Origin of the sequence: Pseudomonas sp. GD04091, from assembly GCF_029836165.1 — a bacterium.
Lineage (GTDB): Bacteria > Pseudomonadota > Gammaproteobacteria > Pseudomonadales > Pseudomonadaceae > Aquipseudomonas.
Genome location: NZ_JAOEBG010000006.1, coordinates 1 through 14420 on the forward strand (window position 1 = coordinate 1; position 14420 = coordinate 14420).

Sequence of the window (14420 nt, forward strand, 5' to 3'; positions counted from 1 at the left end):
GCTGCTCACCGGGCAGCGGCTGCTGCCCGGCTGCTGCCACAGCAGCACCCCACCCTTGCCACCCCATGCAGCTTCGGCCCTGCAGCGCCATGGCACAGCCGTTGCACCACCCACCCCATCGACAACCTCCCCTTCAGGAGCCCCCATGACCACCGAATTCTTCTGGCGCCTGCCCCTGGGCACCGATGGTCCGCAGCTGTCCACCGACCGTCACAACCGTGGCAACCCACAACACCGCACGGGCAACATCGCCCCCGGCCGCCTGCCCAACGGCGAGGCCGACGGTTTCAGCTACATCGACTACATCGCCCAGGTGGCCAAGGCCGCCGAACTGGCCGGCTTCGAAGGCGCCCTGCTGCCCACTGGCCCCGAGCCCTGGATCGCCGCCGCGGCGCTGGCCCGCGAGACCCGGCGCATCCGCTTCCTGATCGCCTTCCAGGCCACCTGGACCCTGCCCGCCTACGCCGCGCAGCAGGCGGCGATCCTGCAGAACCTCAGCGGCGGGCGGCTGGACTGGAACATCATCACCGGCGGCAACCCGGCCAGCCAACGCGCCAACGGCGACTTCCTCGAACACGACCTGCGCTACAGGCGCACCGGTGAATTCCTCGACGTGATCCAGGGCCTGTGGGCCAACGACACGTTCTCCTACGAAGGCGACATCTATCGCCTGGAGCATGGCAGCCTGCCGCCCGGCCTGGCCCGGGAGCGCAAGCCCGGCGTTTACTTCTCCGGCTTCTCCGACGCCGCGCTGGAGGTCGCCGCCCGCCACGCCGACGTCTACCTGAACTGGGCCGAGCCGGTCGACAAGCTCAAGCCGCATATCGAACGGGTGCGCGAGCTGGCCGACAAGCAGGGCCGCACGGTGCGCTTCGGCCTGCGCGTCGACCTGTTCGCCCGCGAGACCGAGGAACAGGCCTGGCGCGAACTGCGCCAGCAGTTCGAGCGTCTGGAAGGCAAGAGCAGCGCCATCGCCAAGGGTTTCGCCAGCGGCTCCGACTCGGTCGGCGGCGCACGCCAGGCCGCCTATCACCAACACCTGCAGGACTTCGACGAACTGAAGCTGGCACGCAACCTGTGGGCCGGTTTCGCCAAGGCCAAGCCCGGCCCGACCGTGGGCCTGGTGGGCAGCCACCAGAACATCGCCGAGCGCCTGGCCGAATACCGCGACGCCGGCTTCTCGACCTTCATCCTGGCGGCCAACCCGCACCTGGAGGAGGCCCTGCGCATCGGCCAGGAAGTCCTGCCGCTGGTCCAGCAACCCGCCGCCACACCACTGCTGGCCAGTGCCTGAGGAGCCCGACATGAGCCAACCCCTCGACACCCTCTGGTACACCCGCTGCCCGGTGCCCACCGGCCTGGGCATCGCCGTGCAGCAAGGCTGGCTGCAGCAGGACCTGTCCGCCCTGGGCACCCGCGTGCAGTCGCTGCGCGAGGCCGATGAACAGGCCGTGCGCGAATCGCACTTCGACCACACGCTGCGCAACTCGGTGCGCCACGGCGGCAGCATCCCGGCAATCTGGGCCCGCGCCCAGGGCCGCGAGACACGCGTGATCGGCCTGTCCTGGGCCGACGAGGCGCAGCTGATCCTGACCCGCCCGGACAGCGCCATCCACACGGTGAAAGACCTCAAGGGCCGGCGCTTCGGCCTGCCCGACTGGGCCGCGGCGCAGATCGACTTCACCCGCGCCCAGGCCCTGCGCGGTCTGGAAAACGCGCTCAGGCTCGACGGGCTGCAAGTGGGCGACCTGCAACTGGTCAACTACCGCTACGACGGCACCTTCAGCGACCGCCCGGTGCGCAACGTCGCCGGCACACCGGTCGCCACCACCCAGGGCGAAGGCCGCAACCTGGAGCTGGGCGGCCTGCTGCGCGGCGAGGTGGACGCGATCTTCCTCAAGGGCGCCAGCGCCGTGCAGCTGGCCCATGCCTTCGGCCTGCGCACCGTGATCGACACCGGCTGCCACCCCGATCCGCTGATCCGCAGCAACAACGGCACCCCGCGCACGCTGGCCGTGGACAGCCACCTGCTCGAGCAGCATCCGCAGGTGGCCCGCGCCATCCTCGCCAGCGTGCTGCGCGCCGAGCACTGGGCGCACCAGCACCCGGACGAGACCCGTCGCTACCTGGCCCGCGAGACCAACAGCAGCGAATACTGGGTCGGCGTGGCCTATGGCAACGACGCCCACCTGCGCCTGCGCACCGCCCTGGACGAGCAGGCCATCGACGCCCTGCAGGACTTCGTCCACTTCCTCGCGCGCTGGCGCTTCATCCCGGCCAGCTTCACGGTGCACGACTGGATCGACCGCCAGCCGCTGGACGCGTTGCTGGCCACGCCCACTCACATGGACAGGAAGCCCGTCGCCCTATGAGCAAGCCCCTGGAAACCCTCTGGTACACCCACAGCCCCGTGCCCACCGGCCTTGGCATCGCCGTGCAGTCCGGGCGCCTGGCCCAGGCCTTCGCGCCGTTCGGCACGCGCATCCAGTCGCTGCGCGAATCCAGCGAGCGCGAGGTGCGCGAAGCGCACTACGACCACCACCTGCAGAACTCGGTACGCCACGGCGGCAGCATCCCGGCGATCTGGGCCTACGCCAGCGGCGTCGAGACCCGGGTGCTGGGGCTGAGCTGGATCGACGAAGTGCAGCTGATCCTCACCACTGAAGAAAGCGGCGTGCGCGGCATCCGCGACCTGAAGAACCGCCGTTTCGGCCTGCCCAAGTGGGCCAACGTGCAGATCGACTTCACCCGTGCCCAGGCCCTGCGCGGCCTGGAGAACGCGCTCAAGCTCGAAGGGCTGACCGTGGCCGATGTCGAGCTGGTCGACTACCCCTACGGCGGCACCTACAGCGACGAGCCCAAGCAGCACCTGTACGGCTCGGAGGTGGCGCTGGACACCCGCCGGTTAAGCCGGCGCAACAACGAGCTGATCGGCCTGCTGCGCGGCGACATCGACGCGATCTTCCTCAAGGGCGCCCACGCCGTGCAGCTGGCCCACGAGTTCGGCCTGCGCGTGGTGGTCGACACCGGCAGCCACCCCGACCCGCTGATCCGCAGCAACAACGGCACGCCGCGCACGCTGACGGTGGATACGCACTTGCTGCACGCGCATTTCGACGCCAGCCGTACCCTGGTCGATACGGTGCTGCGCACCGAGCAGTGGGCCTGGGCCAACCCCGAGGACACCCGACGCTTTCTCGCCCGCGAGCTGAACACCAGCGAATACTGGGTGGCGGCGGCCTATGGCGAGGATGCCCACCGGCGCCTGCGCACGGCGCTCGATGGCCGCTCCATCGCGGCGTTGCAGGACTTCAGCGAGTTTCTCCACCGCTGGGGGTTCATCCCACGGCGCATCGATGTGCGCGACTGGATCGATTCGAGCGTGCTGGAGCAGGTGATCGGCTCCACCTCGCGATTGGCTGTCTGAACCTGTGGGAGCGGGCTTGCCCGCGAAGAAGATCATGCGGTGCATGGCACCGGCTTCGCCGGTGTTCGCGAGCAAGCTCGCTCCCACAGAGACCGGCCCTGCTGCCCCAGCAACACCCGCCAAACACCCCACTGCTGCAGCATCCACACCGACCGTTCGAGCACTCGGTAAATATCAATAAAAACAATAAGTTAATATCCTGGCACAGTCCCTGCTCTGCCCTCCCCAACAACGCTTTCACTCGGGGAGATTCCACATGCACCAGCGCCAACCACTAGCCCGCCAGATCAGCCTCGCGCTGCTGCTGGGCAGCACCGCCAGCCACACCTTCGCCGCCGATGACACCAAGACCGAGCCGGCCCTGGAGACCGTCACCGTCACCGCCCAGCACCGCGAACAGACCCTGCAGGAAGTGCCGGTGGCCGTGTCGGCGATCAAGGGCACGCAACTGGTCGCCGACGGCGTGCGCTCGATGGGCGACATCACCACCTTCGTGCCCAACGCCTCGGCCAAGAACCCCGACGGCGACGGCCGTCCACGCTGGTACATCCGTGGCCTGGGCACCGGCGACACCGGCGCGGCGACGGTCTACCCGGTGGGCATCTACGCCGACGACGTCTACCTCAACGCGCCCATCGCCGGTGGCGGGCCGCTGTTCGACCTTGAGCGCATCGAGATTTTGCGCGGCCCGCAGGGCACCCTGTACGGCAAGAACACCACCGCCGGCGCGGTCAACGTGATCTCGAAGAAGCCGACCTTCGACACCGATGGCTATGGCACGATCGGCTTCGGCAGCAAGAACGAACGCATCCTCAACGGCGCCCTCGGCGGCACCCTGGTGGACGAGAAGCTGGCCGGCCGGGTGTCGCTGTACTCCGAGGAACGCGACGGCTTCCAGCGCAACGACTTCGACGGCAACACCTACGGCGACGTCAACAAGAAGGCCGTGCGCCTGCAGTTCCTCGCCCAGCTCAACCCCAACCTCGATGCCCTGCTCAAGCTCCACAGCCGCCAGTTCAAGGGCGACGGCAGCAACGGCTCGCTGCCGGTGGGCCGCTACTACAACGTCGGCTACGAGCGCCCCGATGGCCGCGACATCTCGCTCAACGTCAACGAGGACTACCGCCTCGACCACGACGGCGCCTCGCTGACCTTCAACGGGTACCTGGGCGACTACACCCTGACCTCGATCAGCGCCTACGACTACATCCGCAACCGCTCCACCACCGACGCCGACTACACCCCCTACGAGGTCAACGGCGCCTCGATCACCGACAACAGCTACCGCCAGTGGTCCCAGGAGCTGCGCCTGGCCTCGCCGGAGGACCGCCCGCTGCACTGGCTGCTCGGCGCCCATTATTTCCACGAAGACCTCGACAGCGCCTCGCAGCGCATCGTCACCCCGGGCCCGACGCCCAACGGCAGCGGTTCCAACCAGCTCGGCAGCACGGCGTTTCGCGACCTGGGCTTCGACCACCGCACCGACAGCTACGCGCTGTTCGGCAACGTCACCTACGACTTCACCGACGACTTCAGCGTGACCGGCGGCCTGCGCTGGACCCAGGAGAAGAAGGACATCGACCTGGACCTGGTGCAGCTGACCCGCGCCACCGCCAATGGGCCGCTGATCCCCATCGCCGGCGCCGGCAGCAACGGCAACCGCCAGCAGGACAAGACCTGGGAAGCCTGGACCTACGACCTGACCCCGGAATACCGCATCAACGACAACCTGCGGGTGTTCTTCCGTTATGCCCATGGCTTCCGCTCCGGCGGTTTCAACACCGGGCTGTCCACCAGCCTGGCGCAGCTGACCACGGTCGATCCGGAAGAGCTGGACGCCTACGAGCTGGGGCTCAAGTCCGAGTGGTTCGACCGCCGCCTGACGGTCAACGCCAACGTCTTCTACTACGACTACTCGGACATCCAGGTGAACCTGCTGACGGTCAACAACGGCGTGCTCACCACCGCCCTGACCAACGGCGCCAAGGGCAAGGTCAAGGGCGCCGAGCTGGAGATCGAGGGCCAGCCCACCGAGCGCCTGCACCTGCGTGCGGCCGTGTCGTTCCTCGATACCGAGTACACCGATTTCAAGAACACCAACCCCACCACCGGTGCCGTGACCGGCGACTACAGCGGCAACAGCTTCGTGCGTTCGCCGCGCAACGTGGTGTCGCTGGGCGCCGACTACACCCTGCCGCTGGACGTGCCCGGGCGGGTGGTGGCCGGCGGCGACGTGAGTTTCCGCGACAAGGAGTACTTCCTCGCCGACCGCCAGAGCAGCGCCGACGAGACCCTCAGCCAGCCCCACTACACCCTGGCCAATGCGCGCCTGAGCTGGTTCAGCGCCGACGACAAGCTCAGCGTCACCGGCTTCGTCAACAACCTCACCGACCGCCGCTACCAGGTACACGGCCGGCCCAACGGTGGCGCCGGGCAGTACGTGATCACCTATGGCGACCCGCGCACCGTGGGGATGAGCGTTACCAGCCGGTTCTGATCTTTCTGCCCCCTTGGGGTGCTGCGCAGCCCTTTCGCGACAAAAGGCCGCTCCCACAAGGACCGCGCAATCCTTGTAGGAGCGGCCTTGCCGAGGCGTCGGACCGGTCGGAAAGGGCCTCGCAGAGGCCCCATTGCCCTTCAAAAGGACACCCCCATGCCCCACCACACCCCCTTGGCCCTGAGCCTGGCCATCGGCAGCCTCGCCCTGCCCGCACTGGCCGCCGAACCTACCGACCGCCTCGACACCGTGGTCGTGGTCGGCACCCACCGCAGCGACCTCACCGCCCTGCAGAGCGCCGCCCCGGTGGACGTGCTCAGCGGCGAGCAGCTCCAGGAAACCGGCGCCCAGGATCTGTCCGGCGCCCTCACCGCGCTGTCGCCTTCGTTCAACTACCCGCAGTCGCCGCAAGGCGCCTTCGCCGGCTCCATCGCCCAGGGCGCCTCGCTGCGCGGCCTGGCCTCCGACCAGGTGCTGGTGCTGGTCAACGGCAAGCGCCGGCACACCAGCGCCAACGTCACCCGCCAAGGCCTGGTCAACGGCCGTGGCGCGGCGGCGGTGGACCTGAGCCTGATCCCGCTGGCGGCAGTCGAGCGGGTGGAAATCCTGCGCGATGGCGCCGCCGCCCAGTACGGCTCGGACGCCATCGCCGGGGTGATCAACATCGTGCTCAAGGAGCGTGACGAGGGTGGCAACCTCGGCTACCGCTTCGGCGGCTACGACAAGGGCGACGGCCTGCAGCGCAAGCTCAGCGGCTGGAAGGGCTTCGCCCTGCCCAACGACGGCTTCCTCACCCTGGCCTTCGACGCCGGCAGCCAGGACCCGGCCAGCGATACCCGCGACGACAACCGGATCTTCTACCCCGGCTCCACCAGCACCAACACCCCGCGCGAGCAGAACAACCGCTACCGCAACTGGCGCTGGGGCGCGGGCAATGTCTCCGACCAATACAACTTCACCGCCAACGCCGAAATGGGCCTGGGCGACGGCCTGAGCGCCTACGGCCTGGCCACCTATGCGCACAAGAACACCGACGCCGAGAACTTCTTCGACCCGCCCACCACCCTGCGCAACAACTACGCCAGCGTGGCCCTGGCGCGCTACCCGGATGGCCGCCTGCCGATCACCCGCTACGGCCTGGAGGACTACGCCGTCACCGGCGGCCTGCGCTACGAGGACGAGGCCCTCGGCCACTTCGACCTGGCCCTGAACCATGGCGACAACCGCCTCGACTCCACCGACCGCGATGCCATCAACCCCAGCTGGGGCACGGCCAGCGCCTCGACGATCTACACCGGCCGGCGCGAGGCCGACCAGACCAACCTCACCCTGGACTGGACCCGCGACTTCGCCACCGACCTGCTGTTCAAGCCACTGACGGTGTCCGCCGGCCTGGCCTGGCGCGAGGAGAACTACGAGCTCAGTGCCGGCGACGCCCAGGGCTGGCAGAACGGGCCACTGTTCAACAGCGTTGACCCGCTGACCGGGCGGCGTATTCCCGGCTACTACTCAGGCATCACCCAGGTCGACGCCGCCTCCCTCGACCGCCGGGTGATCGGCGCCTACTTCGACCTCGAAGGGCAGATCACCGAGAAATTCCAGGCCGGTTTCGCCCTGCGCAGCGAGCATTACTCCGACTTCGGCGACACCACCAACGGCAAGCTGTCGCTGCGCTACGACTTCACCCCCGAGCTCGCCGCCCGGGCCAGCGCCAGCACCGGCTACCGCGCGCCCTCGCTGGTGCAGTCGGGGCTGTCGTCGTTCAGTGTGCAGGTGGTCGAGCAGCCACCGGGCAGCGGCAACTGGGTCGAGGTGCAGCAGCGCACCTTGCGGGCCGACAGCCCCGAGGCCCAGCTGCTCGGCGGCAAGGCGCTCAAGCCGGAGGAATCGACCAACTTCTCCGTCGGCCTGGTGTGGCGCCCACTGCCCAACGCCTCGCTGACCGTCGACGCCTACCGCATCGACATCGACAACCGCATCACCCTGTCCGACCAGTTGCCGGCCTCGGTGGTCGGGCCGATCTTCGCTGGCACGCCCTACGCCAACATCCAGAGCGCGGCGTTCTACACCAACATCGCCGACACCCGCACCGACGGCATCGAACTGGCCGGTCACTACCAGATCGACCTCGGTGCCTGGGGCGGCCTCGACCTCAACGGCGGTTACGCCCACACCAACACACGTATCACCGGTCTGGACGATGTCGGCGGCATCCCCGGCAACCAGATCATCGGCCGCAACACCCAGGGGCTGATCGAGGACGGCACGCCCAAGGACAAGCTGACCCTGAGCGCCAACTGGCGGTTCGACGGCTGGAGCGTGACCGTGGCCCAGCGCCGTTATGGTCAATGGCAGAACCGCAACGCCGCCAACCCAGCGCTGGACCAGACCTTCGGCGCGCAATGGGTGACCGACCTGGACGTGGCCTATCGCTTCGGGCTGGGGCTGACCCTGTCGGTGGGGGCGATCAATCTGTTCGACAGCCATCCGGACAAGCTCGAAGGCGCGCAGCTGTACGGCGTGCCGAAGTATTCGATCACCAGCCCCGAAGGCGCGCAGGGGGCTTTCTATTACACCAGCCTGAACTACGACTTCTGAGCGCGAACCGCGGCGGCGACAGGCCTGCGCCGCCTTCGATCCCTGCGCGAGCGGGCTGGCCCGCGAAAGGCCAGCGCAGGGCACGAATCAAGCCGGTTTCATCACCAGCACTCCCAACGGCGGCAGGTTCAGCGCCAAGGACAAGGGCTGGCCATGGCTGGGCACCGCTTCGCTGGCCACCGCACCGAGATTGCCCACATTCGACCCGGCATACAGCGCGGCATCGCTGTTGAGCAACTCCACCCACTGCTCGCCGAACGGCACACCGATCTGGTACCCCTCGCGCGGCACCGGAGTGAAGTTGGCCACCACCAGCAACGGCTCGCCCTGGCTGCTCCAGCGCAGCCAGGCATATACGCTGTTGTGCGCGTCGTCGCCGATCAGCCACTGGAAGCCCTGGGGCTGGCAGTCCTGCTCGTGCAGCGCGGGCAGCTCGCGGTACAACCGGTTGAGATCGGCCACCAGCTTCTGCACGCCCTGGTGCTCGGGATACTGCAGCAGGTACCAGTCCAGCTGATGATCGTGGTTCCACTCGCGCCACTGGCCGAACTCGCAGCCCATGAACAGCAGCTTCTTGCCCGGGTGGGTCCACATGAATGCCAGGTACGCCCGCAGGTTGGCGAACTTCTGCCAGCGGTCGCCGGGCATCTTGTCGATCAGCGAATGCTTGCCGTGCACCACTTCGTCGTGGGAGATGGGCAGGATGAAATGCTCGGAATAGGCGTAGATCAGCCCAAAGCTCATCTCGTTGTGGTGGTGGGTGCGGTGGATCGGGTCGTTCTGGATGTAGTGCAGGGTGTCGTGCATCCAGCCCATGTTCCACTTGTAGGCGAAACCCAGCCCGCCCTGCTGCACCGGCTGGCTGACGCCGGGCCAGGCGGTGGACTCCTCGGCGATGATCAACGCGCCCGGCGCCTCATGGGCGGCGACGCTGTTGAGGTGGCGGATGAAGTCGATGGCCTCCAGGTTCTCGCGCCCGCCATGGCGGTTGGGCACCCATTCACCGGCCTTGCGCGAGTAGTCGCGATAGAGCATCGAGGCCACCGCGTCGACGCGCAGGCCATCGATGTGGAAGTGCTTGAGCCAGTGCAGCGCCGAGGCCAGCATGAAGCCGCGCACCTCGTTGCGACCGAGGTTGTAGATCAGCGTGTTCCAGTCCTGATGGAAGCCTTCCAGCGGGTTGTCGTACTCGTACAGCGCGGTGCCATCGAAGCGGGCCAGGCCATGCTCGTCGGTGGGGAAATGCGCCGGTACCCAGTCGAGGATCACGCCGATGCCACCCTGGTGGCAGGCGTCGACGAAGGCGGCGAAGTCCTCGGCGCTGCCATAGCGCGAGGTGGGCGCGAACAGCGACAGCGGCTGGTAGCCCCAGGAGCCGCCGAACGGGTGCTCCATGATCGGCATCAACTCGATATGGGTGAAGCCCAACTCTTGCACATAGGGCACCAGGCGCTCGGCCAGTTCGCGCCAGTCATGGAACCGCGCGACTTCGCCGGCATCGTCCAGCTCGCAGCGCCAGGAGCCGGCGTGCAATTCGTAGATCGACAGTGGCGCGCTGTAGGCATGCCGTTGGGCGCGCTGCTCCATCCACTGGCCGTCGCGCCAGTCGTGGGCCAGGGCACCTGCCACCTTCGAGGCGGTGCTCGGCGACAGCTCGGTGGCCCGGGCCAGCGGATCGGCCTTGAGCGGTAGCACGCCGTCCGCGCCGAGCACTTCGAACTTGTAGGCCTCGCCCACGCCGAGCCTGGGCACGAACAGCTCCCACACCCCGGCGTTGTGCCGCAGGCGCATGGGATGGCGGCGCCCGTCCCAGTTGTTGAAGTCGCCGACCACCGACACCCGCCGCGCGTTCGGCGCCCAGACCGAGAAGCACACGCCGTCCACACCCTCGACCTGCAGGGGTTGTGCGCCGAAGCGTCCGGACAGGTCACGGTGGTTGCCCTCGGCGAACAGGTGCATGTCCATGTCGCCCAGTTGCGGGCCGAAGCTGTAGGGGTCCTCGCTGATCTGCTCGCCACCGGCCCAGCCGATCTGCAGCAGGTAGGGATGGACCGCGTCCAGGTGCGCGGTGAACAGCCCGGGCAGGCTGCCCTGGCGCATCTCGGCGAGGACACGTTCGTCATCACGGGCCAGCACGCGCACGCTGAGGGCGTTGGGCAGGTAGGCACGGATAGACTGGCCGCCCGCACCGTCGGGGTGCGGGCCGAGCACGGCGAACGGATCGGCGTGCTCGGCGCGGGCCAGGGCGTCGAGATCCCGTTGCCGAAGGCCGCCGTTGTCACGCGTGGTTGCATTCATCTCACTGCCCCTTTCCATGTTTTCATTGATAGAGCTGGGGCTGCGTTGCAGCCCTTTCGCGACACAAGGCCGCTCCCACAGGGATTGCGCGATCTCTGTGGGAGCGGCCTTGTGTCGCGAAAGGGCCGCAACGCGGCCCCAGGGTCTTTCAGGCTCATGCTTCACCCCAGGTACTGATCAGCCCATGCAACCCATGCAAAGGCACGGCCAGCCAGCTTGGCCGGTTCTCCGCTTCGTAGGTGATCTCGTAGGCGGCCTTTTCCAGGCAGAACAGTTCCAGCGCGGCGCGCTCGCCCTGCGCCTGCTGCCAGGCGTGAGGCATGCTGGCGGTGGCCAGCCCATAGGCTTCGACGAAGGCGTGACGCGACTGGTGCAGATACTGCCGGGCGACCCGTTGCCGAGCCTGGCGCGCCGCGTCCGACAAGTCGACCGCCGAGGCACTGCGCAGGATCATCGCAGCAGCATAGTCGAACGAGCGCAGCACGCCGCTGACGTCCTTGTACGGGCTGTGCCTGGCTCGGCGTTCCTCCAGCGGCCGGGCCGGCTCGCCTTCGAAATCGATGAGGTAGGCATCGCCCTGCACCACCAGCACCTGGCCCAGGTGCAGGTCGCCGTGCACCCGCATCAACAGGCCGCCCTGGGCTTGTCGGGCAAGGCTGTCGATGTGTTGCTGCAGGCCCTCGCGCTGTTGCTGCAGGTCGTCGACCAGGGCCTGGCTGTCGCGGTCCAGCGTGTCGCGGTGCTGGGCCAGCAGGTCGAGGGCGTGGACCAGCTCGGCGCTGATCTGTCGGCTCCAGCGTTCGCTGTCGCGTGCATCGCTCGGCCGCGACTGGAACGCTTGGTTGTCGCTCGGCGCGGCCAGCAGCAGGTGCATTTCGCCCAGGCGCTGGCCAAGCAAGGCGGCGAAGCCGGTGAGCTCGGCCAGCGCGTCGGTGTGCGCCTCCGGCTCGACGCTGTTGGGTTCCATCTCATCGCGGATCGCCCGTTCCAGGGTGTTCTGCGTCCAGTCCCAGGCATCGCCCTGGTTGCTCAGGTAACCCTGGGCGATCATCAGCAGATGGGACTGCCCGTCGCCATCGACGCGGCTGACCCACGCCAGCAACGGCGAGATGTTGGCGAAGCCCGCGGCGGTCAGGTAGCCGCTCATCTCCAGTTCCGGATGCACCCCGGGGTTCACCCGGCGGATCAGCTTGAGCACCAGGCTGCCACCGACCACCACCGAACTGTTGGACTGCTCGGCGCTCAGGTAGCGCACTTCGCTCTGCTCATCGAGCGCCAGCGCCCGCAGCGAGTCCGTGCATTCGAAACGCAGCTCGCCCAGTGCCTCGCCACAGGGCAGGCGCGTGCCCTCCTGGCAGGCCCGCAGCACCGCGCGCACGAAGCTGTCAAGCACGAAGGCGTCGGTGATCAGCCCCACCTGGCGACCACGGCGCACCCGCGACAGCGCCAGCTGCTGGGGCAGCGCGGCATTGATCTGCTCCTCCGGCAGCAGGCCGAAGGGCAGCTGATAGTGGGTGACCACCCCGTCGCTGTGCACCTCCAGCTCGCCGAGCAGCACCGGCAAGGTGCTGGTGGCGAAGCGCACGCCATAACGCAGGCGGACCTGGTCGATCGGCCCTTCCTTGCCGGCGAACCAGCGGCGCTTGGGCAGGTACTGCGGCAAGATCGCGCCCTGCAAGGTTTCCCGTGCCGGCGCCTCGAGCAGTTCCTCCATGCGCTTGCGCAGCACCAGGGTGGTCAGCTCGGGCAAGCCCTCGGTGGGCTGGACATGCCAGCTGGGCATGCGGTCGTGGGAGGCCAGCAGGAACCAGTAGAAGCCATAGGGCGGCAGGGTCAGCAGGAACGGCAGCTGGCCGATGGGCGGGAACGCGCTGCCGCCCAGCATTTCCACCGGCACCCGGTCGGCGTACTGCGACAGTTCCAGCTCCGCCGCCTGCGCCGCCCGTGAGACGTTGGCCACGCACAGCACGATTTCGCTGTTGCCGTCGGCATCGGTGTATTCACGCAGGTAGGCGAGAATCCGTCGGTTGCTCGGCGTCAGCATCTTCATGCTGCCCCGGCCGAAGGCCTTCTGCTGGTTGCGTACCGCCAGCAGGCGGCGGTTCCAGTTGAGCAGCGAATGCGGGTCGTGGGCCTGAGCCTCGACGTTGATGGTCTGGTAGCCGTACAGCGGGTCCATGATCGGCGGCAGCACCAGGCGCTGCGGGTCGGCCCTGGAGAAACCACCATTGCGGTCCGGCGACCACTGCATCGGCGTGCGCACGCCATCGCGGTCGCCCAGGTAGATGTTGTCGCCCATGCCCAGCTCGTCGCCGTAGTACAGGGTCGGCGTGCCGGGCATCGACAGCAGCAGGCTGGTCAGCAGTTCGATGCGCCGCCGGTCCCGTTGCAGCAATGGCGCCAGGCGTCGACGGATGCCGAGGTTGATGCGCGCGCGACGGTCCTCGGCGTAATAGTTCCACAGGTAGTCGCGCTCGCGGTCGGTGACCATCTCCAGGGTCAGCTCATCGTGGTTGCGCAGGAAGATCGCCCACTGGCAGTTGGCCGGGATCTCCGGGGTCTGGCGCAGGATGTCGGTGATCGGAAAACGGTCTTCCATGGCCAGGGCCATGTACATGCGCGGCATCAGCGGGAAGTGGAACGCCATGTGGCATTCGTCGCCCTCGCCCTCGCCGAAGTACGGGCGCGTGTCCTCCGGCCACTGGTTGGCCTCGGCCAGCAGCATGCGGTCGGGGTAGTTGGCGTCGATCTCGGCGCGGATCGCCTTGAGCACCCCATGGGTCTCGGGGAGGTTCTCGTTGTTGGTGCCGTCACGTTCGATCAGGTAGGGGATGGCGTCCAGGCGCAGGCCGTCGACACCGATGTCGAGCCAGTGGCGCATCACCCCGATCACCGCCTTGAGCACCTGCGGGTTGTCGAAGTTCAGGTCCGGCTGGTGCGAGTAGAAGCGGTGCCAGAAGTACTGGCCGGCGACCGGGTCCCAGGTCCAGTTGGACTTCTCGGTGTCGAGGAAGATGATCCGCGTGCCATCGTATTTCTGGTCGTCGTCGGACCATACGTAGAAGTCCCGGGCCTTGCTGCCGCGCTTGGCACGGCGGGCCTTCTGGAACCAGGGGTGCTGGTCGGAGGTGTGGTTGATGACCAGTTCGGTGATCACCCGCAAGCCGCGCTTGTGGGCCTCGGCGATGAAGCGCCGGGCGTCGGCCATGCTGCCGTAGTCCGGGTGCACGGCCTTGTACTCGGCGATGTCATAACCATCGTCGCGCCGGGGCGAGGGATAGAACGGCAGCAGCCAGAGCGTGTTGACGCCCAGTTCGGCGATGTAGTCGAGCTTGCCGATGAGCCCTGCGAAGTCTCCGATGCCATCGTTGTTCGAATCGAAGAACGACTTGACGTGCAACTGGTAGATCACCGCGTCCTTGTACCACAACGGATCATCGATGAAGGCTGCCGGGCGGGAACGCTTGGCCATTGGGGACTCCTTTCATTTCCAGTTCGGCACGCCCCCTGTAGGAGCGGCCTTGTGTCGCGAAAGGGGCGCGAAGCGGCCCCAGGTTCTCAACGACATGACAGATTGCTGGGGCTGCTACGCAGCCCTTT

The 14420-nt window shown here is 67.7% G+C and carries 7 protein-coding genes; 5 read left to right on the forward strand and 2 right to left on the reverse strand.

Annotated elements, in window-relative coordinates:
- The first annotated feature begins 145 nt into the window (after positions 1 to 145).
- From N7422_RS09635 to N7422_RS09655, 5 genes are all read left to right on the forward strand, one after another.
- Positions 146 to 1294, forward strand: coding sequence for an LLM class flavin-dependent oxidoreductase (locus N7422_RS09635; RefSeq protein WP_279806306.1), 1149 nt, complete (start codon positions 146 to 148; stop codon positions 1292 to 1294).
- Between the two features lie 10 nt (positions 1295 to 1304).
- Positions 1305 to 2372 (forward strand): ABC transporter substrate-binding protein, encoded by a 1068-nt coding sequence (locus N7422_RS09640; protein WP_279806307.1) that lies wholly within the window; start codon positions 1305 to 1307, stop codon positions 2370 to 2372.
- Positions 2369 to 3427 (forward strand): ABC transporter substrate-binding protein, encoded by a 1059-nt coding sequence (locus N7422_RS09645; protein ID WP_279806308.1) that lies wholly within the window; start codon positions 2369 to 2371, stop codon positions 3425 to 3427. The genes N7422_RS09640 and N7422_RS09645 overlap by 4 nt, the downstream gene beginning before the upstream one ends.
- Positions 3428 to 3683: 256 nt before the next feature.
- The gene (locus N7422_RS09650) at positions 3684 to 5924 is read left to right on the forward strand and encodes a TonB-dependent receptor (RefSeq protein ID WP_279806309.1); all 2241 of its coding nucleotides are present in this window, start codon (positions 3684 to 3686) and stop codon (positions 5922 to 5924) included.
- Positions 5925 to 6080: 156 nt separating this feature from the next.
- The gene (locus N7422_RS09655; protein ID WP_279806310.1) at positions 6081 to 8522 is read left to right on the forward strand and encodes a TonB-dependent receptor; all 2442 of its coding nucleotides are present in this window, start codon (positions 6081 to 6083) and stop codon (positions 8520 to 8522) included.
- An 87-nt stretch (positions 8523 to 8609) separates the two neighbouring features.
- Here N7422_RS09655 and glgB read toward each other — a convergent pair whose 3' ends face one another.
- Together glgB and treS are read right to left on the reverse strand one after the other, a co-directional pair.
- Entirely contained in the window at positions 8610 to 10820 is a 2211-nt protein-coding gene (gene glgB / locus N7422_RS09660) for a 1,4-alpha-glucan branching protein GlgB (RefSeq protein WP_279806311.1), read from the reverse strand.
- 154 nt (positions 10821 to 10974) lie between these two features.
- On the reverse strand, positions 10975 to 14292 hold the full coding sequence (gene treS / locus N7422_RS09665; RefSeq protein ID WP_279806312.1) for a maltose alpha-D-glucosyltransferase: 3318 nt from the start codon (positions 14290 to 14292) through the stop codon (positions 10975 to 10977).
- Between the last annotated feature and the right edge of the window lie 128 nt (positions 14293 to 14420).

Coding starts and splice junctions, on each gene's coding strand:
- N7422_RS09655 (WP_279806310.1), top strand. CDS start 6,081: ATGCCCCACCACACCCCCTTGGCCCTGAGCCTGGCCATCGGCAGCCTC.
- glgB (WP_279806311.1), bottom strand. CDS start 10,820: ATGAATGCAACCACGCGTGACAACGGCGGCCTTCGGCAACGGGATCTC.
- N7422_RS09645 (WP_279806308.1), top strand. CDS start 2,369: ATGAGCAAGCCCCTGGAAACCCTCTGGTACACCCACAGCCCCGTGCCC.
- N7422_RS09635 (WP_279806306.1), top strand. CDS start 146: ATGACCACCGAATTCTTCTGGCGCCTGCCCCTGGGCACCGATGGTCCG.
- treS (WP_279806312.1), bottom strand. CDS start 14,292: ATGGCCAAGCGTTCCCGCCCGGCAGCCTTCATCGATGATCCGTTGTGG.
- N7422_RS09640 (WP_279806307.1), top strand. CDS start 1,305: ATGAGCCAACCCCTCGACACCCTCTGGTACACCCGCTGCCCGGTGCCC.
- N7422_RS09650 (WP_279806309.1), top strand. CDS start 3,684: ATGCACCAGCGCCAACCACTAGCCCGCCAGATCAGCCTCGCGCTGCTG.